The sequence below is a fragment of the Arthrobacter sp. MYb23 genome, from assembly GCF_002979775.1.
GTDB lineage: Bacteria > Actinomycetota > Actinomycetes > Actinomycetales > Micrococcaceae > Arthrobacter.
In genome coordinates this window covers 311,471-336,002 of the sequence record NZ_PCPR01000003.1, presented here as the reverse complement: position 1 = coordinate 336,002, position 24,532 = coordinate 311,471, and the positions used below count along the sequence as shown (strand labels likewise).

Sequence of the window (24,532 nt, the reverse complement as noted above, 5' to 3'; positions counted from 1 at the left end):
TCCTTTGCCGACTCATTATTTAGCTCATTCCTGCAAGACGAAGTCCGGCAGTGACTGCAGCAGCGGTCACCACGACACCAATGATGGGCATGCGACAGACCGTCGCGACCAGCGCTGCCAGGACACCCATTGGCCTGGCCCAGCCGTCGACGGAGTTCCCATCGAACAGTGTGGCGGTCGCGGCAACAGCTACAAGAAGTGTTGTGGTCCCGACGCCCAGGAGTTTTTCGGTTTCTTCGGAGAACTCCCGTTTGGCACCCAACAGTGTCCCGCTCATACGCAGCGCATATGTGCATAAGGCAAGTATCGCGATGCCGACAATCAGTGAACCATGCATCAGGTCAACTCCTTCTTCCTCAACAGCACGAGTGGCAAGGCAGCCAACGCCACGACGGGACCGACCCCCACTGGAACAACTGGAGTCGCCGCAACCGCGAGGACAGCACCGGCCATGACCACCCCGGCCGTCCACCGGTCTTTCATCGCGGGGTAAGCGATGGCTATCAGTACGGCGGGCAACACCGCGTCAACGCCCAGAGCTGCAGGATCGGGAATGACTCCCCCGAGCATTCCGCCGACGGCTGCACCTATGGGCCATGAGACAAGGATTCCGACGCCTGTGACCCAGTAGAGGAGCCGCTTGCGGTCGCGCTTGCCCTCGACCAGGGCAAGGGCCACTGCCTCGTCGTTGATCAGGTGCCCGGCCATCCACAATGATCTGCCCTGTTTGAGGAAAGAAGCGATACTGAATCCGAACACAAAACAGCGGGTGTTGACCAAGGCGCTAGTCAGCGCGGCAAGTATGGGCGGCACGCCGGCGCCGACAGCTGCGACAAAGAGAAACTCGCTGGAACCGGCCAGGACGAAAACGGCCAAGAGGAGGTTGGCCCATAAAGGGATTCCTGCCGTGTGGGCTGCCAGCCCATAGGAGATGCCCATAATTGACACGGATGCGCAGACTAGGAGAACACCTCGCATGGTCGACGAACCAACTGTTCTATATAATGAACACATGTTCTATATAGTGGAGGCCCTTAGGTGCAGCCGTCAACTTCGCTCGATAGAATCAGGACGCCCGTCGCGCCCACCGAGGAGAGAACCGCTGTGACCACACCTCAGGAATTCATTGCGTCCGCCCTCGCACGGGAACGAAACCGTGCCGGCCTCACGATTTCCGAACTCGCCCGCAAAGCCGCAGTCGGCAAGTCCACCCTGTCTCAACTTGAAGCGGGAAGCGGGAACCCGAGCCTGGAAACACTCTGGTCGCTGGCCACTGCCCTCGGAATACCTTTCTGGCGCTTGGTTGAACCGGTCACCGATGCCGTCACTGTCATCCGGGTTGGTGAAGGCCGAGGGATCGAAGCAGCTGAGTCCAAGTACATCGGGACTCTCTTGAGCGCCGGCCCGAAGAGTGCCTGCAGAGACATCTATCGGATTTCGGCTGAGCCCGGCCCTCCCCGCAAATCGACGCCTCACGCTGCCGGCACTGTTGAACACGTCATCCTCATAGCCGGCCGGGCCCTTGTCGGCCCTATCGACTCCCCCACGACGCTGAACCCAGGGGACTACATGAGCTACAGAGGCGATGCCCCGCATATCTTTGAAGCCTTGGAGACAGGAACGATCGCCACACTTATATCCGAGTCGCTGCTCTAAACCGGACCACCCGGCATCGACCGGGTCACCATCCGCGGCCAAGACTTCGCTGGAGAGAAGGCCAGTCCTCGTTCGTCACCGGAGGGGGCACCACCCAGCCCGATCTGCAACCGCCGTATAGTCGCGTCGCTGGGAATTCATTCAGCCGCTGCGTCGCGGAGCCCGTCAATCATGGTCGCGCTATCAGCCCTCCCTCCGATGGGGGCATCGGGACATTGAAGTTTGGCCGTCGGCCGTGCCGACATGTCAGGTCCGGATGAGACCAAGCCACGTCGGCACGGGGTCGTGACATCAGTGCGAAAGGTCCACTTCCCTCGGGGGCACTGCTGTTTCAGTGGCGTCTGAGGTTTTGCCCTTGCCTCGCAGTCGATCGTTCCACGCGGTGACCACCGCTGGATCGGTGGGTTTCGTAGACAGGCTCACCACCACGTAGGTGAGGAGACTGATGCTTAGACCGACGTAGATGGGGGCGTTGGCATAAATGTCGCCCATCGCGACCATCGTGATAAGCGTCGCCCCCGCGCCGGTTGCCATGCTGGTCAGCGCTCCCGCATTGGTTCCCCGCTTCCAGAGCAAACCTCCGATGATCGCCACGAGAAGTCCACCAACGAGGATGTCGTAAGCAATGGTCAGCGCCGCCAGAACGTCCTTCACTCCGCAGGCGATCAAAATGGTCAAAATGCCGTACCCCAGGATGTAGAAGCGGGAGCGTTTTACTTCGTCGTGCTCGGTCGCCGGAGCCAAACCCGCACGTGATTTACGGCGGATGGGCTCGACGATGTCCTCTTTGGTGACGGTCGCCGCCGCAATCAGGGCACCACTGGAGGTGGACATGATGGCTGCCAGGGCTGCAGCAAGGACCAAGCCCGCCAAGCCCACGGGCAGGACCATCTCGGCAATGGCGGGGTATGCCATGTTGCGGTTCGCCAGGTCCGGCAGCAGGGCCTTTGCGCCCATCCCGATGACGGCGCCGGCAATTCCGTACAAGATGCAGTAGACGCCGGCAGAGGTCCCTGCCCAGCGGGCAACTTTATCCGTGCGTGCGGTGAAAACGCGCTGCCAGATGTCCTGTCCGATGATGATCCCGAAGAAGTAGATCACGAAGTACGTAATGACTGTGTCGGTGCCGATCGCGTTGAGGGAGAACGCGGATTCCGGCAGAGCCTTCTCCAGGCCGATCCAGCCACCCGCCTTGATCAGCACGGCCGGGAGGAGTACGGCGAAAATGCCAATGGTCTTGATGATGAACTGGACGAAGTCGGTCAAGGTAATGGACCACATGCCGCCCAGGAACGAGTAGGCAACAACCACTGCCCCACCAATGATGATGGCGGTGATTTCGTTGATGTCGAAGAGCACAGTGAAGATGGTGCCGTAGGCGATGGTGGACGTTACCGCCAGCATCAAGGTATACACGGCCATCACCAGCCCGGAGATTAAGGTCGATCCCGGCCCGTAGCGCAGCTCCAGCATCTGACTGACCGTGTAGATGCCCAACCTGTTGATCTTGCCGGAAAAAACGAGGCTTAGGACCAGGATCCCCAGGCCGGTAAAGAAGACGTACCACATTCCCGAAATACCGAACTCATACCCGAGGCCGACGCCTCCGATGGTTGACCCCCCACCCAAAACAACTGCGGCCATAGTCCCCGAATACAGGAAGGGCCCCAGCCTTCTTCCCGCTACGAGGAAGTCGGAGCGGCTCTGTGCTTTTTTCTTAGCCCAGATGCCTATGCCCAACATGCAGGCGATGTAAATGACGATGATTGCTAAATCCATGACTGCCTTCCAGGAAAACCGCTCTGTGAGAGACGAACCCACGAACATCCGGATGGGAAACGGTCCGCGATTCTGAGTGAGTCGAAAGATTGATGATCAATCTACTGTCGGGAACCGTAGCATGTGGTGCGCATCACCGGCAATAGCTTGTTTATATAGAGTCTAGTAGGTAGATTGATCATCAATCTCTACAAGCTGAAGGAGCTGACATGATAGAAAACTACGGTGAGTACCCCAGAATCGCGGGCCCGGCTACGGGGCAGGTCGACGCGGCGGTCGCCCCACGATTCGCCGGCCGTGCCACCTTTGCCAGACTGCCGGAAATCAGGGATGTCAAGGACTATGACATCGCACTGCTAGGTCTTCCCTTCGACTCGGGAACCACCTTCCGCCCGGGCGCGCGGTTCGGGCCCAACCACGTCCGTGACTCTTCTCGTCTGATCAGGCCCTTCAACGTCGCTCTGGAAACCACCCCGTTCACCGATGTGCAGATGGCCGATGCCGGCGATGTTGCCTTAACGCCCTTCGATGCCGCAACGGCCGTGGAAGCCATGCAGGAAGCTGCCGAAAGACTCACCACCGGGGGTCGGCGGCTTATTGCCATCGGCGGTGACCACACCCTCTCCCTGCCAATGCTTCGGGCGGCCGCCAAACAGCACGGACCTATTACCCTGGTTCACTTCGATGCTCATCTGGACACGGTTGAGAGCATCCTCGGCTGTGAGGTCAACCATGGCACCCCGTTCTACCGGGCTTCGGTGGAGGGCCTCATCAACAAGGAGACCTCGGCTCACGTCGGAGTTCGTGGATCCTTCTACGATCCTTCGGATCTGGCAAACGATGTTCAGGCCGGATTCAAGATCTTCCCGGCCCACGACCTGGCGGAGGGGCGGCTTTCAGACATGATCGCTTCACTGCACGAGAGAGTCGGGGATACCCCGGTTTACCTCTCTGTCGACATCGATGTCCTAGAACCTGGTCTTGCGCCCGGAACTGGAACTCCCGAGCTCGGCGGCCTTCTCGGCCGGGAACTTCTGGCCATCATTCGCAGTTTCCTCGGCAAGAACGTCATCGGAGGGGACGTTGTGGAGGTTTCACCGGCCTACGATCACGCTCAAATCACCGGTATAGCCGCTGCGCATGTAGTGTACGAAACGCTAAGCGTGATGGCAGAGAATCGTCGTCGGGGCTTGTGGGCACCCGCAGCAGCGGATGAGCGCCTCAGCGACGCTGTCTCCGTGTAAGGATTCATGCGGCACAGCAGGTGGTTCCCACTTGCTGGTGGCGCGCGCTCGGTTACTTGGCTCCAGGCCATGAGAAAGGAAGACGGTTGATCAACACGCGATCTTCCCAGGTTGTCGCTCAACTCCGCCAAGAGATCTTCGACGGAACCTTCCCCCCGGCCAGTCCATTGCGTGAAGTGCCCTTGGCGGACAGATATGGCGTTTCGCGCAGGACGCTCCGGGAGGCCCTCCTGGTACTGAACGAGCAAGGGCTTGTCGTGCACCGGCACAATACCGGGGCCGTCGTCAGATCCTTCGATGCTGACGATATTGAGGACCTGTACAAGGTGCGCAGGATGCTCGAATGCGAGGGGGCAAAGAATGCCGCAAGCGCTGATGACGAACTACTCAGAGGCGTCGAACGGGCTTTTCTGAGCCTTGAGAAGGCTGCTGAACAAGGCATTGGGTCCGTGGACTTGGCGCAGGCGGACATGGCTTTCCACGGGGCAGTCATAGCTTTGAGTGCGAGTCCGCGCACTGATGAGTTCTATGAGCGCGTCGGCTCGCAAATGACGTATGCCATTACGCTCCTTCAGCATCGCGAGGAAGCCTTTGCTGTCCCGTCGACGTCCCTGGTAGCTGAGCACAGAGCGATCCTGGATGCAGTGGTCAATCGTGATGTCTATGCATCTCAGCGTCTGATTCTAGAGCACATTGCCACTCATGAGGCCACTCTTACTGCACTCGTCAGTTCCACATCCCGTCAGTCCAGGCGAGGCAGAACCACAAGCGAGGCCGGATCACTTGCCGGCGACAGTACAGGCCCAGCTTTTCTAACCACTACATAGGCATCCAAGACCGAGGCGGCAGACAGCATGTGAACGCTGTCTGCCGCCTTTTTTGCTTTGTTGTGGCCTTAGTTTGGGGCGAAGTCCTGGTATCGGTTACGGGTGAACGTAGACGCGCCGCCTGAGTGCTGAAACGAACTCGTGATTCCCTACGCTCAGCAGCTGGTCCAGAGCTTCGAGGGTCCTTCCACCGGATCGGGCAACGGCATAGTCGCCGCGCGGACCTGCCACCCTTGAAGCCCACACGGAGGCATTGACAGCCAGGCGCGAAATAGCCGCGGGCCTGATCGCCTGGACTTCCGCCTCGGTCATGGGCAGGGCCGAGGCCCAGCCTTCCACAACAGTCAGGAGCGCCTCCACAGCGTCGGGGGTGTTTCGGGCCGCATAGGCGCCCGCCACGGCAAGCTCGGCCAGTCGGACTCCATAGACCATGTCATCAAAGTCAAGAATTCCGGTCACACCCAAGGTGCCGTCAGCACCGATTCCGATCAGGAGGTTGGAGTCGTGCAAATCGTGATGCACCACAGCACGGTCCAGCTCCGGAAGCAGCGGAAGCAGTTCCTCTTCAAAAGTCTGCAGGGCTCTGCGCGCCAACGTCTCGACGGGGCCGGGCTTCAGCTGCTGCAGGGCGAACCGGATAGAGTCGGCGCTGCGGCTCAATTCCCAGACGTGGCTGGCTTCGTGTGGCAACGGCTGGAAATCGGCCAGTGCCTGGCTGACCCGCGCGGCCATCGCCCCTACCTTCCGGAGTAGGAAGAAATCAACGTCGACGTCGGACAGCGGCGGATCGTGAAGCCAGGCGGACAGTTGCACCACGACGTCCCCGCCTGCTCCGGATTCCCGGTGCAGGAACTCACCATTGAGGTCCGGCACGAGGGCTGGTACCGGGAGACCCAGACCAGTCAGCCGCCTCATCGCCGCGGTCTGCCAGCGGAGAAGTGAGAGCGCCTGGGGCGTACTACGCGAGGCCTTCATAGCGAAGATGCCGTCGCCGGCCTTCACTTTGCAGACGGTCGCTGCTTCGCCGCTGACAACATCCAATACCGCGGCATCCAGGCCGTAGCCGTCCCGGAGGATGGTGGAAGTCTCATCCGTGGTTAGGTCCAAAATGTCTTCAGCTGCCACAAACACTCCCATAGATAAATTGGCCTTCAATATCGGCCCCAATACGGATATGATGACATAAATTGATCATCAATCCTAGGGAGATTTCATGGGCGATTTTCATGCGGGCGGTATTTCCGGTCCGATGAACATGGTGAACAGCTTCGATCCGGCGCGGGCAGCACTGCTTGATCCGGCTGATCGGGAGCTGCTCAGGCGTCGTGACGCCTCGATGGGGGCGGCGTACCGGCTCTTCTACGAGCGCCCCGTCCACTTCGTCCGGGGAGAAGGGGCGTTTCTCTACGATGCAGATGGCGCTGACTATCTCGATGCTTACAACAACGTTCCTGTGGTGGGTCACTCTAACCCGCGCGTACAAAAAGCCGTCAGTGACCAGCTGGGAGCTGTGAATACGCATACCCGTTACCTCGCCGGTGGCGTCGTTGACTATGCCGAACGTTTGACCGCCCTTTTCCCTGAGCCACTCAATCAGGCAATTTTCGCCTGCACGGGAAGTGAAGCGGTGGACCTGGCCCTCCGCATTGCCCGGATGTCCACGGGAAGGGCGGGCATCATCGTGACCCGTCACGCCTACCACGGCACGACGACCTTGGCGGCGCAGATTTCGCCGAGCCTGGGACCCAACAACCTCATTCCGCCCGAAGTTGCGCTGGTGGATGCCCCTGACTCGGTGCGGGATGCACCGGGTGAGGCCGCCGCGCTGCTGGCCGCCAGGATTGACGCCGCCGTTGAAGAGCTCGGGAGCCGTGGCATTGCGCCGGCAGCCATCGTTGTGGACTCCATTTTGTCCAGCGACGGGCTCCAGAGCCACCCGGTGGGTATTCTTGGCACCGTGGCAGAACGGGCGCGTGCCCACGGTGCGCTTTACATCGCAGACGAGGTGCAGCCTGGCTTCGGCCGGACCGGTTCAACCTGGTGGGGATTCGAACGCCACACCGTGGTGCCGGACCTTGCCGTCCTGGGCAAGCCCATGGGTAATGGCATTCCGATTTCCGCCGTTGTTGGCAGTCAAGAGCTTTTCGAGCAGTTCGGACGCAAGGTGCGGTACTTCAATACATTCGGCGGCAGTGCCGTCAGTATTGCCGCCGCTACGGCGGTTCTTGATGAACTTGAATCCAGGGAGCTTCTGCCCCATTCCGAGGAGTTGGGCGGGGAGCTGCTTTCCGCCATCCAGACCATGACCAGGGACGAACCGGGGGTGGCGGAAGTCCGTGGCGCGGGCCTTTTCCTTGCCGTCGAGTTTGTGGACCGGAGCGGGCTCCCCGACGCTGTACGTGCCGCCGAGGTGGTTAACGCCATGCGTGAGAAGCGCATCCTCATCAGCGCTTCGGGGACCTACGACAACGTGCTGAAGATCCGCCCGCCCCTGGTCTTCCCCCGGGCCTCCAGCTCGCGACTCCTTGAAGGCCTGGAGGCTTCCATCCTCCAGTCCAGGCCCGGTGCCGGCTGGGTCTAGTGACCCCGGAAACACCTACAGGGGCTTGGACAGCAAAACTCCGGGGACACGGTACAAAGCGTCCCCGGAGTCTTTTGCAGTGAAGAAGGCCGTGAAAGCCGCCGGCTGCCTAGGCCTTGGGGTTTGTCAGGACCGCTTCTTTCGCCCCGACCCGGCGGGTTTTTTCCGTCGGCTGCCACACGCCGATGTTTTCGTCGACGCCTTGCAGCACGAACCGCGTGTTGTCGGTTTCGATCGCGTTGGCCGCCTCTTTGGAGATTTTTCCGAGTTCACCGGTGGCCAAGTAGTTGACGATGACGCCGAGTTCCATGCCCGGAAGCTCTGTGAAGTTGCCGATGTCCGAGCCGGAGTCCCCTGCCACGAAGACAGGGTCCCGGCCTTCATGCTTGCCTGAAATTTCCTTGTGGATGAGTTCCGGTTTTTCCGGATCCGTAGGTGAACGGGTAGTCCTTTTTGTATTCGGGCAGGTAGGCGCCGTTGGGATCCTGTTCGAGCCTTAGCCCAAAAACCTTGTCGACGGGGACGTTGTAGGCGTAGTCGGGACTGGAGGCAATCGCTTCAACGAGCGGTTCGAATCCCGCCGAGACGACATAGACATCGATGCCGTTGTCCAGGAAGGTGTGCATGAGGTTGTAGATTTCGGGCACGGTTCGCATGCCGTCGGCGTAGGAGATGGAGACGACGCCGGCCCGTCCCCGCAGGGATGCGGGGCTTTGGGCCGCGTGCTTGCTGATTTCGGCTCCCATCTGGTGCCGGATCGAGTCCTGGGCGAGTACCCGGAATTCCTCTTCTGTCATGTTGTCCACGAAGAAGATCTCCCACGGGTAGGCGATCTCTTTGCCATGCGTGTCAATGATGGCCTCAAAGAGGAAGTACAGCTTGGCTTTGAAATCCTGGAACTGCGGACTGCTCGTGATCTCCTCGAGGGTTTTGGTTCCGGCCAGGCCTTGGTAGTTGGCGTGCAGGTAGGTGTAGTCGGCACTTATGTCCGCGGCAATATCTTCGAGGCTGACCCGCTGTTTGGCATCGTTGACGATCGATTCCTTGAACAAGCCGCCAGGCACCGTCCCGACGAGGTTTTGGGCGAACTCCTCGGGTGTCAGGCGATAGGCGAGGTGATCGATTTGATAGAGGAAGAGCTTGTCGGTCACGTCGTTGATGATGGACGTGTTGTCCCAGTCGAAAACCGCGTAGGCGGCTGCAGCGTCGTCCGGTGAGTTGCCGGAGGAATGTTTGGCAATGAGGGCATTGATGGCCTCGAAGTTCCGCGGAGCCCAGTTACCTCGTTCCAGCGTCGTTGCAGTCGAGGATGCAGAGCTCGTGGCCGCGGCCGGAAAGACAAGACTGCCCAAGAGGCCGCCTACCGCGAGTTAGGCAGCCAGGGAGGCTACCAAGGGGAGCTTCTTCATGAGTAGTTCTCTTTTCAGGGCGGGGGAAGCGACGAAAGCTGGCTTCCCGGAACCTTGCAGGGGTAACGAACCGGGTCAATGACGACGCGGTGCGGCCGGTATCAACGCGACCATTTGAGCAATATAGGGGTCACTTAGACGAGTTGTCTAGGTTTTTGGGAAGTGAAGCGCTCACCGCGTCTTCTTCGGCCAGTTTGGCTGCAGGTCTTGCGCTGGAAACAAGTTCGTAATCTAATGAGTGTTATATTGCTCACATGAGCATCAGTAACGTGTGGCGCATCCCACGCGACTGACCGGCTCAACTTCGCCGGACCAAGCACCAAGGAGACAACAATGCGAGTCAGAAACAGAAGCGGCAACAACGTCAGAATCATGACCTTGGGCGTGGCGACCCTCGCCCTGGCCCTTTCTACAGTCACCGGCTGCGCCAACCCAACGGTTTCCTCGGCGCCCGTCGACACCAGCGCTGCGAGTGACATTCCGACCGCGACGAAAGATGAAACTCTCGCCGCGATGGTTCCTTCAGACCTGCGCAGCGCCGGAACTGTCCGGGTAGCGACCAACGCCCCCTACGCTCCCTACCAGATGTTCGCATCGCCGGGGAGTCAGGACCTGATCGGTCTGGAGATCGACCTCGGCCACGCCATCGGGGAAACCCTGGGCATTCCTTTCGACTTTTCCCAGCAGCCCTACGACGGGCTCATTCCCGGATTGCAGGCAGGGAAATACGACGTGTTGATGGCCACGTTGTTCGACACCGCCGAACGCGAAAAAGCTGTGGACTTCGTCAACTATGCACGGTCCGGTTCAGGAATCCTGGTCAAGAAGACGACCACCAACGTCAAGACACTCGATGACCTCTGCGGGACAGCTGTGGGAGTCCAGAACGGGTCCCTTCAATTCGATCTGGTCACCACACAGAGCGGCAAGTGTGTCACCGACGGCAAAAAAGCTATCGACATCAAGGCGTTTCCCGCATTTTCGGACGAACAACTCGCCCTCAATAGCGGCGCCATTACCTCAATCGTCGGCGACCTTCCCGTCCTGGGTTACGCCGCAAAGCAGGATTCCACGGTTCAAGCTATCGACGATCCTGCTGCACCAGGTGGCTATGAAAGCTCCCTGATCGGAATCGGCATTCCCAAGGAGGACAAGGCCTTGAGCGAGGCGGTTGCCAAAGCGGTCCAGAAACTCATGGACAACGGGATTTACCAGGCCATCCTCGACAAGTATGGTGTCGGCCAAGCAGCAGTGGAAGCCCCCTCGATGAACCAGCACGGAGGCTGAAAATGTCTGTATCCGTTGACACGCCCCGGCGGGTGGACGACTTCGAAGTCCGTAAACTCCGCCATCCTTGGCGGTCGGTAGCCGCGGTCATCGTAGGTCTCGCCGCAGTTGGCGTCGGCTGGGTCTTCGCGACGAACCCCAACATGGACTGGCCGACCGTCGGGGCCTACCTTTTCGCGGAGTTGACCATCCGCGGCCTGATGGTAACCCTGTATCTGACCGTGGTCAGCATGTTAATCGGCCTCGTGGGTGGCACCGTCATCGCCATCATGACGCTGTCCCACAACCCGGTCCTCAGGGCCGTCGCGACAACTTACGTCACCATCTTCAGAGGCATACCAGTCCTGGTCCAGATCATCTTCTGGGGCTTCATCGGGGCCTTCTTCCCGGCCGTAACCATCGGCGTGCCATTCACGGACATTGTCTTCTTCTCCTCCCCCACTTCCGCCCTGATCAACTCCACAACAGCGGCTATCCTGGCACTGGGACTCAACGAGGCTGCCTATGCCTCAGAAATTGTGCGGGCCGGTATCCAGTCCGTGGACTCCGGCCAACGGGAGGCCTCCTCTGCGCTTGGCATGAACCGGGCCACAACCATGCAGCGGATCATCCTCCCGCAGGCGATGCGGGTCGTGGTCCCGCCCATGGGCAATGAAGTGATCTCCCTACTAAAGACGTCCGCCCTTGTCTCTGTCATCGCCGGCAACGACCTGATGACCAACCTTCAGCAGGTGTACGCGCAGAACTACAAGGTCATTCCCCTGCTCGTGGTCGCCTCTGTCTGGTACCTGATCGTCACCACATTGCTTTCCATTGGGCAAAGCCAGTTGGAAAAACGCTTTGGCCGAGGCGTCACATCTACCCTTCCCTCACGAGTGAAACGAGTATCCCGATGAGTACACCCATGGTGCTTGCCGATAACGTCGGCAAGAAGTTCGGCCACCACGAGGTCCTCAAAGGAGTGGACCTGTCAGTGGCCAAGGGGGACGTCACGTGTCTGCTCGGTCCCAGCGGATCCGGAAAAAGCACGCTCCTGCGCTGTATCAACCACCTTGAACGGATAGATTCCGGGCGCCTCTACGTTGACGGAGACTTGGTTGGTTACCGGCAGGAGGGACGGATTCTGCATGAACTCGATGACCGGTACATCGCCCGTCAGCGCACCAAAATCGGAATGGTGTTCCAGCGCTTCAACCTCTTTCCACATATGACAGCACTGGAAAACGTGATGGAGGCTCCGCGCCGGGTCCTCAAAGAGCCAGCCACAGAAGCACGCCGGCGGGCAACAGCCCTCCTCGAACAAGTCGGGCTGGCCGATAAGGCACATCACTTCCCGGCCCAGCTCTCCGGCGGCCAACAGCAAAGAGTGGCCATTGCCAGGGCCTTGGCGATGAAGCCTGAACTGATGCTTTTTGACGAACCCACCTCGGCTCTGGACCCCGAGCTGGTCGGTGAAGTACTTAAGGTGATGCGGGAGCTTGCCGCCTCCGGCATGACCATGGTCGTGGTCACCCACGAGATGGGGTTCGCCCGGGAAGCCGCCGACCAAGTCGTCTTTCTCGACAACGGAGTCATTGTCGAGCAGGGAACACCCTCTGAGGTGCTGGGCAATCCCCAGCACGAGAGGACCCAGTCTTTCCTGTCGCGGGTCCTGTGAGCACCAACGACGGCTTCGACAGTTCCCCCGGCCCCGGACTCGACGAAGTTGTGGAGATCTGTCGGGACCTCATCCGTATCGACACTACAAACTTCGGCGATGGTTCCGGGCCGGGGGAACGCACGGCAGCTGAATACGTTGCATCTAAGCTGGCAGACGTAGGGATCGACTCCGACATTTTCGAGCCGGAACCTCGCCGCGCCAACCTGATTGCCCGCCTGCCCGGACGTTCAGGACCGGCTTTGCTTGTCCATGGACATTTGGACGTTGTACCCGCCGACGCCTCCCTGTGGAGTGTCGATCCGTTCGCCGGGGAAATCATCGACGGTTACCTCTGGGGCCGCGGTTCCATCGACATGAAGCACATGGTCGCCATGATCCTCGCGGCCGTCAGGCAGCTTCGCAGGGAGGGCACAGTTCCCGCCAGGGAGTTGGTACTCGCCTTTCTTGCTGATGAGGAAAACGCTTTTACCCTGGGATCGCGATGGGTGGTCAACAACCAGCGCGGACTCATCGATGACTGCACAGAGGCAGTCAGTGAAGTCGGTGGCTTCTCGGTTGAACTCGCACCCGGGCAACGGGTTTACCTTCTCGAATCTGGCCGGAAAGGCGTGGCGTGGCTGCGCCTGACCGCAAAGGGCCGCCCTGGCCATGGGTCAATCACCAACCCCGGCAACAGCATCGGCATTCTGGGGTCTGCCATCGGACGCATCGCCGAACATACCTGGCCGCTTGCCTTGACGCCGGTCACCAACGCCATGGTCGACTCCCTGGACGCCCTAGGCGCCCCCGACCTTCGAGGCAATCCGGACAATCTTGGCGGTTCCGTCTTGGCTCCGGTCGCCGGCATGCTCGCCTCTTCCCTTCGGCACGTTTCCAACCCGACCATGTTTACCGCCGGCCGGTCTATGAACGTGGTTCCCGACCGTGCCGAAGCTGTCGTTGATGGCCGGTTTGTTCCGGGCAGGCAAGAGGACTTTCTCGAGCAGGTGAGCGTGCTGGCCGGCCCGGAGGTCTCTGTCGACGTTATTGATCTGACCGAAGCCGACGAAGCCGACCCGGGGGCACCTTTGGTGGGCAACATGCAGCAAGCCCTTGCCGCCGAAGATCCAGGGGCCCGGATCATCCCGTACACCTCCTCTGCTTCCACGGACAACGCTTCGTTCGCCACTATCGGCATCCAGGGATACGGCTTCGCGCCGCTCAAATTGCCGCAAGGGTACAATTTTTCTGCCATGTTCCACGGAACCGACGAGCGTGTTCCTGTGGAGTCGCTCAAATTCGGCGCCAGGGTGCTCTACCGGTTCCTGAAGGGATCGACGACCTGATACGTCGACGACAGAAAGGCCGGCCACCTTGAAAGGTGGCCGGCCCGACGTCGTACTGCTTTGCTTGTTACCAGCCGCGTTCTGAGAGGCGGTGGGGCTGGGGGATGTCGTCGACGTTGATGCCGACCATGGCTTCGCCGAGTCCGCGGGAGACCTTGGCGATGACATCGGGATCATCATGGAACGTGGTGGCCTTTACGACGGCGGCGGCACGCTCTGCCGGGTTGCCGGACTTGAAGATCCCCGAACCAACGAACACTCCGTCAGCGCCGAGCTGCATCATCATTGCAGCATCAGCCGGGGTAGCGATGCCACCAGCGGTGAACAACACCACGGGAAGCTTGCCGGTGGCGGCGACTTCCTTGACCAGCTCGTACGGGGCCTGCAATTCCTTAGCCGCAACATACAGCTCGTCCTCGGGAAGGGCTGCGAGCTTGGCGATCTCCGAACGGATCTGGCGCATGTGCCCGGTGGCGTTGGAAACATCACCGGTACCGGCTTCACCCTTGGAACGGATCATCGCCGCGCCCTCGTTGATGCGGCGCAGGGCCTCACCAAGGTTGGTGGCACCACAAACGAACGGAACGGTGAAGTTCCACTTGTCGATGTGGTTGATGTAGTCCGCCGGGGTCAGGACCTCGGACTCGTCAATGTAGTCAACACCGAGGGACTGCAGGACCTGGGCCTCGACGAAGTGGCCGATACGGGCCTTGGCCATGACCGGGATGGACACGGCAGCGATGATCGCATCGATCATGTCCGGATCCGACATGCGGGACACGCCGCCCTGGGCGCGGATATCGGCCGGGACGCGCTCAAGCGCCATGACAGCCACGGCACCGGCATCCTCAGCGATGCGGGCCTGCTCGACGTTAACGACGTCCATGATGACGCCGCCCTTGAGCATCTCAGCCATGCCCCGCTTAACACGGTTGCTGCCGGTATGGGAGGCGGCCGGGTTCCCCGGCTGAGGGCTTTCGGTTGTTTCAAACATTCTGGGTTCTCCTTGGTTGGGGGTGCAGCTGGCCGGTACGCCCGGCCGTCACTGAAAGTCAGTATGCGTAACGCTCTCGGGTGAGTCCGTAGGGAACCTCGTCGCTGAGGTGGACGATATAGGACCCGGGCTCCTGGGCAGTGATCATGATGCCTTGGGTGCGGTTGCCGGCCGCAGCAATGCGCATGCGCTCGACCGCCCCTGAGAGAACAGCGTCCAGTTCAGACGCGTCCGTGACGCGTGCTGCCACGTAATTGACGTGATGTTGTGGAGAAAACATGAGCACCTCAAAAAATAGGCCGAAGTGAGCAATAAAGTGCTCAGAAGAGTACTATACTCGCATGTGTGGTTAGCTGCAATCCTTGGAAGGACGAACGGCACAAGGACCCTGGCTGCCTGATAGGCTACAAATGCGCACTTTATCACTCAGTTTTGGGAATTGGAGCATTCGCATGACGGACCTCGATCTGGCCGGGCAAAATTTGATCGCCCTTGTCGGCGGCACCATCAAGCAGCTACGAACTGCGCAAAAAGTCTCCGTAACCGACCTGGCGAAACGGGCCGATGTCAGCCGCAGGATGCTGACGGCCATCGAAGCCGGAACGGCCAACGCTTCCCTCGTTACCCTCGATAAGATCGCCCGAGCTTTGGGTGTGGACTTTTCTTCACTGGTCCGGTCTCGCTCAGAGAGCCCCGTAGAGCTTCTCCTGGGGTCAGATGCCTCCACGGTGTGGCGTGGCGCAGCCAAGGAAAGCCGCGGTCGGGTGTTCACGACCACCAAAAGCCGTGGCCCGGCGGAGATGTGGGACTGGAGCCTCGGCGCCGGAGACCGTTACGATGCCGAGCCGGATCCGGCAGGCTCCGAGGAAGTGCTGTCAGTTACCTCGGGGACGCTAACCCTCGTCGTGGGGGACGCATCCTACGTCGTGCCCGAAGGCGGCGTGGCTCGTATTGCCACCGACCGCGAGTACTCATATGTGAACGGAACGGCGGAGAATCTGAGCTTCGTGCGTGTGGTCGTTATCAACACCATATAGTTCACCGGCCGGAAGCGTGGCCGCGGAAGGGACTCCCCGATGACCCCAGATACGGCGTGTAGATCCAGAGTGCGCGTGCCGGGCCAGGGCCTTCGTTCATCCAGCTGATGCGACCGGGTGCCATTACCGTCAGGGCGTCTCCGCTTTCCAGGACGTGGCGTCCTTCTGCCTGGCCGATCACCGAGACGCCCGCCTTGGCCGTGACTACCACTAGCCCGCCTACGGCCGGCCCCTTGAGGGTCCCAGATGTCCCGGGCGGCAGCTCCCCATGGAACACCCCTACCCTGGATTCATCCGGGCGGCTTAGGCGCATCAATCCCGCCCGCGTCCACCTGCGGTCTTGGGAATTAACAACCGGTCCGGCCCAAACTTCCGGGCGCTGGAAGACATCCCCGATCCCAATTCCTGTGACGTCACAGATTCTGATCAGCGTCTCAAGCGAAGGCGTTTTTTGACCGGTTTCAATGCGGCTCAGCGCGCTCACTGTAATGCCCACTCCTTCTGCGACATCGTATAAGGTCAGACGCCTGCTTCTGCGTCCGAGCCGCAGATTCCACCCGACGCTTCTCGGAGTGGGAAGATCCTCGCGGTTCAGTGGCGGTCCGACCGCCGTCGCAGAGGGTAACTGCTGTTTCTCCATGGGGCACCTCCTCGCAAGATGAGCACTGTAACGATTGAACCCGGTTCTATTGTGCAGTATATTGCTCTTATTGCAAGCAGCAGCTTGGGCTCAACAAGCAACCCCCTCACACCCAAAGGACAACGACCTTGACTCAGCGCATCATCAACACACCCAACGCCCCCGCAGCCGTCGGAGCCTACAACCAAGGCAAGCAGATCGGCTCGTTCCTCCAGCTTTCGGGCCAGCTCGCCATCGACCCGGCAACCGGAGCCATCATGAAGGCCGGGATTGCCGAGCAGACCAAGCAGAGCCTCAGCCAGCTGAGCACCCTTCTTGCCGACGCCGGGGCGTCATGGAACGACGTCCTCATCACCCGGGTGTACTTGGCCTCCGACGACGACTTCGATGAATTCGACAAGGCCTACAGCAGCTCCGTCCCCCAGCCTTACCCTGCACGCGTCACTGTCGGAGCCCAGTTGGCTCCTGGCGCACTGGTGGAGATCGATGCACTCGCCATCGTCCCCGCCTGACGCGGAGACTGTCGGCGGCCAGGTCTCGGCGCCGCCGACAGACTGCGCCCAGTCCTGGCAGGACCTCGGGCCAGGCATCCCCGTCACCCTGATGCACCCAACCCTGCCGACCATCACCGGCACGGTCGACACTACAACGGAAGATCGCTCAATTGTCTGGGTGTTTTCCGTTCCCCATGGCCGTGTTCTGATCCATGCTGAGGACGGCTACTCTCTGGCTGCCGCAGATTGATGGCAGCCACAGGCCAACTCCCGGCGGGCGAACCGCGGCTTCCCATCAGCACTGGAAAGAAACAGGCACCACTGACATGAACGACTCAGAAAAAGTCACTATCCCCCACGGCCGCAACGGTGGGGACCTCGTCGTCGAGACCCTTGAAGCACTGGGCGCGAAGACCGTCTTCGGTATCCCTGGGCAGCACGCGCTGGGCCTCTTTGACGCCATGGGCCGCGGCAACCTGCACTTCGTTTCTTCGCGAGTGGAGAACAACTCGGCGTTCGCCGCTGACGGTTACTCCCGTGCAACCGGCGAGGTAGGCGTGCTGTTCCTCTCCACCGGTCCCGGCGCGCTGACGTCCTTGGCCGGATTGCAGGAGGCTTACGCCACGGGCGTTCCCATGGTGGTTGTGGCCAGCCAGATCCCGCTCGATGGCCTGGGCGCACGCCGCAAAGGCATGCTCCACCAGCTTGATGACCAGAAGGCATCGGCCGCGAACGTCACCAAGAGCCAGCGCCTGATCCAACACGCCTCCGGCATCCCGTCGGCCATCCAGGACGCCTGGACCGAAGCAATTTCCTCGCCGCAGGGCCCGGTCTGGATCGAAATCCCGCAGAACGTCCTGCTGGATCCCATCATGGTCCCGCCGGTGGAAGACGCCCTCGCCGAGGCATTCGACAACCCGCCCCGCGTCGAGCTGATCCGCGAAGCCGTGAAGTGGCTCTCGACGGCGGAACGTCCGGCGATCATCGCCGGCGGCGGCACACGTCGTGGCCGGGCTGAGAAGCCGCTGCTCTCGATTGCCGAACAGCTGCGCGCACCGGTCATCTGCACGCCCGGTGGCAACGGTGCGTTCCCGTGGACCCACGAGCTGTCCCTACAGTCGTGGATCGAGGACCGGTACATGACCGACGTCCTCGAAGACGCCGACGTGCTGATCGTCATCGGCTCGTCCCTGGGTGAAGTGACCTCGAACTACTTCACGTTCGAACCCCGCGGCCGCATCATCCAGATCGACGCAGAACCACGGGTCCTCGAATCCAACAGACCGGGACTAGGCATCCGCGCCGACGCCGGCCAAGCACTCGCCGCCTTGGACGAAGCCCTCGCCGCAGCAGGTGCCGCGGACGCAACAAAGCGTGATTGGCACGGCACCAGCCCGGAAGACGTCGTCAAGGAATCCCTGGCCAAGGTCACAAAACGCCTGGAATCACAGGACCTGGCCAAGGAACTGAAGTTCATGGCCGACATCCGCGAGGCTGTCCCGGCCGACATGCAGACGTTCTGGGACATGACCATCTCCGCGTACTGGGGTTGGAGCTGCTGGGACGCCCGCCAGGGCCAGTTCCACTCCGCCCAGGGCGCCGGTGGCCTCGGCTACGGTTTCCCCGCAGCAATCGGTGGGGCCGTGGGGTTGGAAACCACCGGTAAGCCGAGCCGTGTGCTGGCTGTCTCCGGTGATGGGTCCTCCATGTACTCCATCTCCGAGCTCGCCACCGCCAAGCAGCACAACGTCCCGGTGACCTGGCTGATCGTGGATGACGGCGGCTACGGAATCCTGCGCGAGTACATGGTGGGTGCCTTCGGCCAGGCTACGGCCACCGAGCTTGCCCGCCCGGACTTCGTCAAACTGGCCGAGTCCTTCGGTGTCCCGGCCCGCCGGGTTGCCCCGGAGGACGTGGGGGACGCGCTCAAGGCGTCCTTCCAAGCGGACGGACCCAACGTCGTCGTGGTTGAAACACTCCTGACGATGTTCGGCCCCACGCACCTGGACGACTAGAGACATACGGTTCGGAGACCACCAACTCAATAGCAAAGGGAATAGGCCCTGCCCTCCATCGAGGAGCAGGGCCTTTGCCTATTGTGCTATTTGATGATGCGGATGAGTTTCTGGTTCACGAACTCGTTGAGGCCCTGACGACCGAGCTCACGACCATATCCGGAATTCTTCACTCCACCGAACGGCAATTCGGGTGACTCGGCACCCACTCCGTTGATGAAGACCATTCCGGCTTCCAGCTTGTCAGCTACGCGCAGGGCTTGCTCCGGGTCGGTACTGAAGACGTAGGACCCCAGACCGAAAACGCTGTCATTGGCGAGAGCAATCGCTTCTTCCTCCGAGGCGACTTTCCGGATGGAGGCTACAGGACCGAAGAACTCTTCCTGATAGGCGGGATTTTGGTCGTCCAGCCCGGTCAACACGGTCGCCGGGAAGAAGCTGCCGTCCCGGTCTCCTCCGGCGATCACGGTGGCGCCGTGCGCGACCGCGACATTCAGTTGAGCCTCGAGCCGCTCCGCCGCCGCGATGGAGGACAAGGGGCCAAGGAATGTCCTGGCGAGTGTGGGATCTGCTGGCTTGATGAGGTTCATGGCGCGCGTGAAGCGTTCCGTGAAGGCCTCAAACAGGTCATCAATAATGAGGAACCTTTTGGCCGCATTACAGGCCTGGCCATTGTTTTCCAACCGTCCCTGCACTGCCTCTTCCACGACACCGTCCAGGTCAGCGGTGGAGAGCAAAATGAAGGGATCGGAACCGCCCAGTTCAAGGACAACCTTTTTGAGGTGTCGGCCCGCGATTTCCGCCACTGCGGCACCGGCCCGCTCGGAACCGGTCAGGGAAACTCCCTGGACTCTAGGGTCGGCGATGAGATCGGCAATCTGCTCGTTGCTGGCGTATACGTTCGTGTAGACCCCTGCAGGCGCCCCGGCAGAGGCCACAATGTCCTGCACTGCAGCCGATGATGCAGGACATTGCGGGGCGTGCTTGAGAATGATCGTGTTTCCCAGCAACAGGTTGGGGGCGGCAAACCTGGCCACCTGGTAATAGGGATAGTTCCAGGGCATGATGCCGAGCAATACGCCAACCGGACCTTTTCGCAGGAGCGCACTTCCCTCCCCGGCCAGCAGCTTGATGGGCTCGTCCCGCAAAAACTCTTCGGCATTGGCCGCGTAATATTCGTAGATGTCGGCCGAGAAATCGACCTCACCCAAAGCCTCCGTAATCGGCTTGCCGATCTCAGCGACGATGAGACTCGCCAGCTCCTCCCTACGGCCTCTGTGCAGTTCAGCGATGCGTGAGAGTAGCTGGGCGCGTTCCTGAACGGTGCTGGTCCTCCCCCAGGTCCGATAGGCCCGGTCAGCCCCTCCTGCCACGCTGTCCAGCCCAGTCTCGCTGATCAACGGATACAGCGGGCTCTTCTCCCCGGTCGCCGGGTTAGTAACTTGGTAGTCGGTCATGGGAACTCGCTTCCTAAACACCCATGGCCCCAGCCCGCTCGGACTGGGGCCATGGAATCTGGCTGTATGGATTAGTTCTGGGTACGGCGGGCGAAGAATTCGCTCACCTTGGCCAGTCCGTCGCGTAGAACTTCTTCGTTGTTGGCGTACCCGATCCTGAGGCAGCCTTCCAGGTCAAAAGCGCTGCCAGGGGTCATGAGGACGCCAACCTCAGCCATAAGGGCGGCGGCAATCTCCGCAGAGGGCTCACCCGTGGTGTACTGCAACAACGCTGTCGTTCCACCGGCCGGCTTGACGTAGCTGATGGCAGGTTCGTTCTGGACCCACTCGTCAAGGATGGCAAGGTTGGTGCGGACAATTGAGCGTGAGCGCTCAAGGATGGCTTCCTTGTTCTCCAAAGCGATCCGCGCCAGAACGTCATCGATCATGCCGACGCTGATGGTGTTGTAGTCGCGGCGAATGGCCACCCGTTCAATGATCTCAGTGGGACCGGCTACCCAACCGAGGCGAAGTCCTGCCAGCGAGAATGACTTGGACATGCTGGCGGTGCTGATGCCTTTCGCGTAGACGTCAGCAATGGAGGTAGTGAAGCCGTCCCCGTCCTGGGCCGTTCCTCGGTAGACCTCGTCGCACAGGATATACGCCCCGACTGTGGAGGCGATCTCTGCGATCGATGTGAGCATCTCACGGTCCATTACGGAGCCGGTCGGGTTGTTCGGGTTGTTCAAGACGATGAGCTTGGTGTTGTTCCTGACCAAGGCTTTGAGTTCATCAAGGTCTGGCAGGTACCCTGCCTCCGGCTTGAGCTTGAGCAAGTCAACTTCTGCGCCGTAGCTCTCCGGGATCGAATAGTGCTGCTGGTACGTGGGCAGCACGGAGATGACGTGGTCACCGGGTTCGACCAAGGTTTCGTGTACCAGCGCGTTAGCGCCGATGGCCCCGTGAGTGGTGATGGTGTTTTCGGGCCGCAGCGTCTCGTACAAGCCGGCAATGAGTTCCCGCAGGGCTTCTGAACCTTCGATGGCGCCGTAGGTGAGTTTCATCGGAAGAATCTCAGCCAGGAAGCTCTCTTTACGGCCAGCAAGCGTGAGAAGCTGATCGACTGTCAAAGACTCGACGCAAGTCTCTCCAAGGTTGTAGACACAGTCGTTTTCGTACTTGTTCATCCAAATTTCGACGCCGAAATCTTTGATCTTCATGGCAACTCCAAGGTTCGATGGCGCGAAGCCAAACCGATGTTGATAGCGCATAAGCGCAGCATGTGCTGTTACTTATATTGCCCACTTGAGAAATATCTGTCAAGGCGGGTTGCCTGGACAGCGGCAACAAAGGTGCATGAGTGATTTATTGCTCTTTTGGGCAATATATAGCTAGCATGCTGAGTGACTTGCGCCACCACGCGCCTAACTGGGACGCCGTCGTCACTGATCTGCCTACTAAGGACCTACGAATGCCAGCTCTACTGCAAACCGTCTTCCGCAAGATCACACCAGTGGTGGAGGATCGAAGCCCCGATACGGAGGGACCCGGGCAATTAGCCCGCACCATGGGCGTCTTCCAGTTGTCTATGTTGGGTATCGGCGCCACGGTGGGCACCGGTATTTTCATCATCCTTTCTGAGGCGGTCCCGGTCGCCGGACCTGCAGTGATCTGGTCTTTTGTCATCGCCGCCGTGGTCGCAGGCCTTACCGCGCTTTGCTACGCAGAAATGGCCAGCGTCATGCCGGCCTCCGGGTCCTCCTACTCTTACGCGTACGCCACCCTGGGAGAGCTGCCCGCAATCGGCGTTGGTGCCTGCTTGCTGCTTGAATACGGGGTATCTGCCGCCGCAGTGTCGGTGGGATGGTCTGAATACCTCAATCAGGCCTTGGACAATCTGCTGGGCATAAGAATTCCGGAAGCTCTCTCGAGCGCACCTGAAGCGGGCGGCATCGTCAATCTCCCGGCCATCATCCTCGTCGCCCTGTGTACTCTGTTGCTTATTCGGGGCGTCGGTGAATCAGCCAAGGTGAACGCAGCCATGGTCATGATCAAGATCGCCGTCCTCGTCATGTTCATCATCATTGGGCTCACCGGTTGGAACGAAAACAACCTCGCCGACTTCGCACCCATGGGAATGGCCGGGATCACGGGCGCGGCCGGAATTATCTTCTTCTCCTACATCGGATTGGATGCCGTCTCCACCGCGGGCAGTGAAGCCAAGAACCCCGGTCGCACCCTTCCGATCGCCATCCTCATCACCCTCGGGGTAGTGACTCTGCTGTACGTCGGGGTTGCTCTGGTAGCCGTGGGAGCGCAGGGCATGAGCGAATTTGAAGGCCAGGAAGCAGGCCTTGCCGCCATTTTGCAGGCAGTTACGGGTTCCACCTGGCCGGGGACAGTGCTAGCGATCGCAGCCGTATTCTCTATCTTCAGCGTCACTCTCGTCGTCCTCTACGGCCAGACCCGCATCTTCTACGCCATGAGCTGCGACGGCCTGATCCCCTCGGTGTTCGGTAAAGTTCACCCCAAAACGAAAACTCCGGTGGCCGGCACCCTTCTGACAGGATCCGCCGTCGCGGTCTTGGCGGGCCTGCTGCCCATCAACTTCCTGGCCGAAATGACGAGCATCGGAACATTGGTCGCCTTCCTCATCGTGGCCATCGCAGTGATCGTCCGGCGCAGGAAGAACCTTGGAGGGTCTGCCCCCTTCCGGGTCCCGCTGTACCCGTTGACCCCCATCCTCGCAATCGCCGGGTGCCTTTGGATCATAAAAGATCTCCGCCCCCACACTCTTATCGCTTTCGGTGCCTGGTCAACATTTGCCCTGATCTTCTACTTCGCTTACTCCATCAAAAACTCGCACCTCAACAAGTCCAAAGAGCTTGCTGCAGTCAACTAGCCACGTGACGTGAAAATCCAAGTCTGGTCGGTCGCGACGGGTTGCAGTGCCCGGATGAGGGCAGGATGTCATCTCTCCGGGTAGAGCGAGAGGCCTGCTCGTCGCGGCACCCGTCCTCATCGCTCTGCTGCACTGAGTACTGGCGACGGGCGATTCGGACTCAGCTGGAGTAACATGGCTGCGATCTTCACTCCTAAGCCAAAACATCAACGAGCCGGCACGAAAGCGTGCCGGCTCGTTGATGCTTCCCAGGCTCTCCTTGAAACAGGGAGTTGCTGCCGCCGGTCAGATTTAGAGTTTCAGCGCAACCTGCTGGCCAAGATCGAGTTCGATTCCCTGTGGCTGCTGCAGCCCACGGTCGAAGAGGCTTTTCAGGTGATCGGCGTTTTCCGGACGCATTGCCGTGCGCCTGAAAGCGGCCATGGCGGCCGCATACTCCCCCGCCGGTATTGCAGTAGCTTCATCGACGAACTTCTTCGCGCCGGCAACGGCAGCCTTGCTGAACCCCGCGATACGGCGAGCGAAAACGTCAACAAAGTCATCCAGCTCATCATCGGCAACAACGCGGTTCACGTACCCGTATTCTGCCGCCAGTTGGGCAGGAAAGTCGTCTCCGCCGAGCATGATCTCCATTGCCCGGCCCCGACCCACCAATTCCGCCAATCGGCCCATCGGGTTTCCGCCAGCCACCGCACCGAAACCCACCTCGGGTTGGCCCAGGATGGCATCGGCACCCGCGAAGCGGATGTCCGTATTCAGCACAAACTCACTTCCAGCACCTCGGACCCGGTTCTTGATGGCCGAAATGGTGACGACAGGAACCCTGCTGAGTCGCAGGAGGTTATCCGAGAAAGGCAGGAGGCCGGTGGGGCCGGGGGCTGTCGTGTAGACGCGCTGGATGTCGGAGAGGAGGTCAAAGTGGGCCATGAAGAAGTCGGGGTTGGCGCTCTGGAATACGACGACGGTGAGATGAGGGTCCTGTTCAATACGTGTGATGAGGTCGGAAAGTTGCTCGATGGTGTCTGGGTCGATCAGGTTGATCGGACCGTTTTCGAACGTCACCCTCCAGTAGGACGGAGTGATGGCCTGGACATTGAATTGCGTTGGATTGGTCATAGGGCAGACTCTACATACCTGACTTGGAAAAACCAACCTAGATTCATGGAAAGGGAAATTGTCGCCGCAGGCTCACCATGAAGCGACCGTCGAGGTAGTGCCTGAAACTCTCTCACCAAGGCCCCTAGGG

25 protein-coding genes are annotated in these 24,532 nt (G+C 60.3%); 13 read left to right on the top strand and 12 right to left on the bottom strand.

Annotated elements, in window-relative coordinates; genetic code table 11:
- Window positions 1-19: 19 nt before the first annotated feature.
- Both CQ020_RS06260 and CQ020_RS06255 read right to left on the bottom strand, forming a co-directional pair.
- Window positions 20-337: an AzlD domain-containing protein gene (locus tag CQ020_RS06260; protein ID WP_105691037.1), complete on the bottom strand. Its 318-nt coding sequence runs from the start codon at window positions 335-337 to the stop codon at window positions 20-22.
- Complete coding sequence (locus CQ020_RS06255) at window positions 337-948, bottom strand: AzlC family ABC transporter permease (protein WP_181151783.1); 612 nt, start codon at window positions 946-948, stop codon at window positions 337-339. The genes CQ020_RS06260 and CQ020_RS06255 overlap by 1 nt, the downstream gene beginning before the upstream one ends.
- Window positions 949-1,104: 156 nt before the next feature.
- On the opposite strand from CQ020_RS06255, the gene CQ020_RS06250 reads away from it, so the two are divergent.
- On the top strand, window positions 1,105-1,656 hold the full coding sequence (locus tag CQ020_RS06250) for an XRE family transcriptional regulator (RefSeq protein ID WP_105691035.1): 552 nt from the start codon (window positions 1,105-1,107) through the stop codon (window positions 1,654-1,656).
- A gap of 291 nt (window positions 1,657-1,947) precedes the next feature.
- On the opposite strand, the gene CQ020_RS06245 is transcribed toward CQ020_RS06250, so the two are convergent.
- Complete coding sequence (locus tag CQ020_RS06245; protein ID WP_105691034.1) at window positions 1,948-3,435, bottom strand: sodium:solute symporter; 1,488 nt, start codon at window positions 3,433-3,435, stop codon at window positions 1,948-1,950.
- Between the two features lie 209 nt (window positions 3,436-3,644).
- Here CQ020_RS06245 and speB point away from each other — a divergent pair, with 209 nt between their 5' ends.
- Complete coding sequence (gene speB / locus CQ020_RS06240) at window positions 3,645-4,679, top strand: agmatinase (RefSeq protein WP_105691033.1); 1,035 nt, start codon at window positions 3,645-3,647, stop codon at window positions 4,677-4,679.
- An 86-nt stretch (window positions 4,680-4,765) separates the two neighbouring features.
- Window positions 4,766-5,506: a GntR family transcriptional regulator gene (locus tag CQ020_RS06235; RefSeq protein ID WP_146116635.1), complete on the top strand. Its 741-nt coding sequence runs from the start codon at window positions 4,766-4,768 to the stop codon at window positions 5,504-5,506.
- A 96-nt stretch (window positions 5,507-5,602) separates the two neighbouring features.
- On the opposite strand, the gene CQ020_RS06230 is transcribed toward CQ020_RS06235, so the two are convergent.
- A complete protein-coding gene (locus CQ020_RS06230; protein WP_181151782.1) occupies window positions 5,603-6,631 on the bottom strand; it encodes a phosphotransferase in 1,029 nt (342 codons plus the stop codon).
- Window positions 6,632-6,719: 88 nt separating this feature from the next.
- Between CQ020_RS06230 and CQ020_RS06225 the strand changes: the two genes are divergently transcribed.
- Entirely contained in the window at window positions 6,720-8,087 is a 1,368-nt protein-coding gene (locus CQ020_RS06225) for an aspartate aminotransferase family protein (protein ID WP_258141727.1), read from the top strand.
- A 109-nt stretch (window positions 8,088-8,196) separates the two neighbouring features.
- On the opposite strand, the gene CQ020_RS06220 is transcribed toward CQ020_RS06225, so the two are convergent.
- Complete coding sequence (locus CQ020_RS06220; protein ID WP_105691030.1) at window positions 8,197-8,448, bottom strand: hypothetical protein; 252 nt, start codon at window positions 8,446-8,448, stop codon at window positions 8,197-8,199.
- Window positions 8,449-8,467: 19 nt separating this feature from the next.
- The gene (locus tag CQ020_RS06215; protein ID WP_105691029.1) at window positions 8,468-9,439 is read right to left on the bottom strand and encodes a phosphoserine phosphatase; all 972 of its coding nucleotides are present in this window, start codon (window positions 9,437-9,439) and stop codon (window positions 8,468-8,470) included.
- A gap of 390 nt (window positions 9,440-9,829) precedes the next feature.
- On the opposite strand from CQ020_RS06215, the gene CQ020_RS06210 reads away from it, so the two are divergent.
- Genes CQ020_RS06210 through CQ020_RS06195 form a run of 4 tightly spaced genes read left to right on the top strand, consistent with a single transcriptional unit; the run spans window position 9,830 to window position 13,768 of the window.
- Window positions 9,830-10,783, top strand: a complete 954-nt coding sequence (locus CQ020_RS06210; RefSeq protein ID WP_105691028.1) for an ABC transporter substrate-binding protein — start codon at window positions 9,830-9,832, stop codon at window positions 10,781-10,783.
- Between the two features lie 2 nt (window positions 10,784-10,785).
- Window positions 10,786-11,679, top strand: coding sequence for an amino acid ABC transporter permease (locus CQ020_RS06205; RefSeq protein WP_105691027.1), 894 nt, complete (start codon window positions 10,786-10,788; stop codon window positions 11,677-11,679).
- Entirely contained in the window at window positions 11,676-12,440 is a 765-nt protein-coding gene (locus CQ020_RS06200; RefSeq protein ID WP_308727307.1) for an amino acid ABC transporter ATP-binding protein, read from the top strand. The genes CQ020_RS06205 and CQ020_RS06200 overlap by 4 nt, the downstream gene beginning before the upstream one ends.
- The gene (locus CQ020_RS06195; protein ID WP_105691025.1) at window positions 12,437-13,768 is read left to right on the top strand and encodes a M20/M25/M40 family metallo-hydrolase; all 1,332 of its coding nucleotides are present in this window, start codon (window positions 12,437-12,439) and stop codon (window positions 13,766-13,768) included. Before CQ020_RS06200 ends, CQ020_RS06195 begins: the two co-directional genes overlap by 4 nt.
- A gap of 67 nt (window positions 13,769-13,835) precedes the next feature.
- Here the strand turns inward: CQ020_RS06195 and pdxS are convergent, their stop codons facing one another.
- Together pdxS and CQ020_RS06185 are read right to left on the bottom strand one after the other, a co-directional pair.
- The gene (gene pdxS, locus CQ020_RS06190) at window positions 13,836-14,762 is read right to left on the bottom strand and encodes a pyridoxal 5'-phosphate synthase lyase subunit PdxS (protein WP_105691024.1); all 927 of its coding nucleotides are present in this window, start codon (window positions 14,760-14,762) and stop codon (window positions 13,836-13,838) included.
- 58 nt (window positions 14,763-14,820) lie between these two features.
- A complete protein-coding gene (locus CQ020_RS06185) occupies window positions 14,821-15,042 on the bottom strand; it encodes a hypothetical protein (RefSeq protein ID WP_105691023.1) in 222 nt (73 codons plus the stop codon).
- A 172-nt stretch (window positions 15,043-15,214) separates the two neighbouring features.
- Between CQ020_RS06185 and CQ020_RS06180 the strand changes: the two genes are divergently transcribed.
- Complete coding sequence (locus CQ020_RS06180; protein WP_181151781.1) at window positions 15,215-15,799, top strand: helix-turn-helix domain-containing protein; 585 nt, start codon at window positions 15,215-15,217, stop codon at window positions 15,797-15,799.
- A 1-nt stretch (window position 15,800) separates the two neighbouring features.
- On the opposite strand, the gene CQ020_RS06175 is transcribed toward CQ020_RS06180, so the two are convergent.
- Window positions 15,801-16,439 (bottom strand): helix-turn-helix transcriptional regulator, encoded by a 639-nt coding sequence (locus tag CQ020_RS06175; RefSeq protein ID WP_105691021.1) that lies wholly within the window; start codon window positions 16,437-16,439, stop codon window positions 15,801-15,803.
- Between the two features lie 128 nt (window positions 16,440-16,567).
- Here CQ020_RS06175 and CQ020_RS06170 point away from each other — a divergent pair, with 128 nt between their 5' ends.
- The 3 genes from CQ020_RS06170 to CQ020_RS06160 all read left to right on the top strand — a co-directional run bounded on the left by CQ020_RS06170 (window position 16,568) and on the right by CQ020_RS06160 (window position 18,948).
- Window positions 16,568-16,951, top strand: a complete 384-nt coding sequence (locus CQ020_RS06170; protein WP_105691020.1) for a RidA family protein — start codon at window positions 16,568-16,570, stop codon at window positions 16,949-16,951.
- Window positions 16,926-17,183 (top strand): hypothetical protein, encoded by a 258-nt coding sequence (locus CQ020_RS06165; protein WP_105691019.1) that lies wholly within the window; start codon window positions 16,926-16,928, stop codon window positions 17,181-17,183. Before CQ020_RS06170 ends, CQ020_RS06165 begins: the two co-directional genes overlap by 26 nt.
- Before the next feature lie 76 nt (window positions 17,184-17,259).
- On the top strand, window positions 17,260-18,948 hold the full coding sequence (locus CQ020_RS06160; protein WP_105691018.1) for a thiamine pyrophosphate-binding protein: 1,689 nt from the start codon (window positions 17,260-17,262) through the stop codon (window positions 18,946-18,948).
- 86 nt (window positions 18,949-19,034) lie between these two features.
- Here CQ020_RS06160 and CQ020_RS06155 read toward each other — a convergent pair whose 3' ends face one another.
- The gene (locus CQ020_RS06155; RefSeq protein WP_105691017.1) at window positions 19,035-20,405 is read right to left on the bottom strand and encodes an NAD-dependent succinate-semialdehyde dehydrogenase; all 1,371 of its coding nucleotides are present in this window, start codon (window positions 20,403-20,405) and stop codon (window positions 19,035-19,037) included.
- 71 nt (window positions 20,406-20,476) lie between these two features.
- Window positions 20,477-21,604: an aminotransferase gene (locus CQ020_RS06150; protein ID WP_105691016.1), complete on the bottom strand. Its 1,128-nt coding sequence runs from the start codon at window positions 21,602-21,604 to the stop codon at window positions 20,477-20,479.
- A gap of 251 nt (window positions 21,605-21,855) precedes the next feature.
- Between CQ020_RS06150 and CQ020_RS06145 the strand changes: the two genes are divergently transcribed.
- A complete protein-coding gene (locus CQ020_RS06145) occupies window positions 21,856-23,286 on the top strand; it encodes an amino acid permease (protein ID WP_105691015.1) in 1,431 nt (476 codons plus the stop codon).
- Window positions 23,287-23,577: 291 nt separating this feature from the next.
- Here the strand turns inward: CQ020_RS06145 and CQ020_RS06140 are convergent, their stop codons facing one another.
- Complete coding sequence (locus tag CQ020_RS06140; protein ID WP_105691014.1) at window positions 23,578-24,402, bottom strand: enoyl-CoA hydratase/isomerase family protein; 825 nt, start codon at window positions 24,400-24,402, stop codon at window positions 23,578-23,580.
- Window positions 24,403-24,532: the final 130 nt, after the last annotated feature.

Bases quoted from the DNA above. Each gene is read 5' to 3' on its own strand.
- CQ020_RS06260 (WP_105691037.1), bottom strand. From the start codon at position 337: ATGCATGGTTCACTGATTGTCGGCATCGCGATACTTGCCTTATGCACA.
- CQ020_RS06245 (WP_105691034.1), bottom strand. From the start codon at position 3,435: ATGGATTTAGCAATCATCGTCATTTACATCGCCTGCATGTTGGGCATA.
- speB (WP_105691033.1), top strand. From the start codon at position 3,645: ATGATAGAAAACTACGGTGAGTACCCCAGAATCGCGGGCCCGGCTACG.
- CQ020_RS06225 (WP_258141727.1), top strand. From the start codon at position 6,720: ATGGGCGATTTTCATGCGGGCGGTATTTCCGGTCCGATGAACATGGTG.
- CQ020_RS06210 (WP_105691028.1), top strand. From the start codon at position 9,830: ATGCGAGTCAGAAACAGAAGCGGCAACAACGTCAGAATCATGACCTTG.
- CQ020_RS06205 (WP_105691027.1), top strand. From the start codon at position 10,786: ATGTCTGTATCCGTTGACACGCCCCGGCGGGTGGACGACTTCGAAGTC.
- CQ020_RS06200 (WP_308727307.1), top strand. From the start codon at position 11,676: ATGAGTACACCCATGGTGCTTGCCGATAACGTCGGCAAGAAGTTCGGC.
- pdxS (WP_105691024.1), bottom strand. From the start codon at position 14,762: ATGTTTGAAACAACCGAAAGCCCTCAGCCGGGGAACCCGGCCGCCTCC.
- CQ020_RS06185 (WP_105691023.1), bottom strand. From the start codon at position 15,042: ATGTTTTCTCCACAACATCACGTCAATTACGTGGCAGCACGCGTCACG.
- CQ020_RS06180 (WP_181151781.1), top strand. From the start codon at position 15,215: ATGACGGACCTCGATCTGGCCGGGCAAAATTTGATCGCCCTTGTCGGC.
- CQ020_RS06175 (WP_105691021.1), bottom strand. From the start codon at position 16,439: ATGGAGAAACAGCAGTTACCCTCTGCGACGGCGGTCGGACCGCCACTG.
- CQ020_RS06165 (WP_105691019.1), top strand. From the start codon at position 16,926: ATGCACTCGCCATCGTCCCCGCCTGACGCGGAGACTGTCGGCGGCCAG.
- CQ020_RS06160 (WP_105691018.1), top strand. From the start codon at position 17,260: ATGAACGACTCAGAAAAAGTCACTATCCCCCACGGCCGCAACGGTGGG.
- CQ020_RS06155 (WP_105691017.1), bottom strand. From the start codon at position 20,405: ATGACCGACTACCAAGTTACTAACCCGGCGACCGGGGAGAAGAGCCCG.
- CQ020_RS06150 (WP_105691016.1), bottom strand. From the start codon at position 21,604: ATGAAGATCAAAGATTTCGGCGTCGAAATTTGGATGAACAAGTACGAA.
- CQ020_RS06145 (WP_105691015.1), top strand. From the start codon at position 21,856: ATGCCAGCTCTACTGCAAACCGTCTTCCGCAAGATCACACCAGTGGTG.
- CQ020_RS06140 (WP_105691014.1), bottom strand. From the start codon at position 24,402: ATGACCAATCCAACGCAATTCAATGTCCAGGCCATCACTCCGTCCTAC.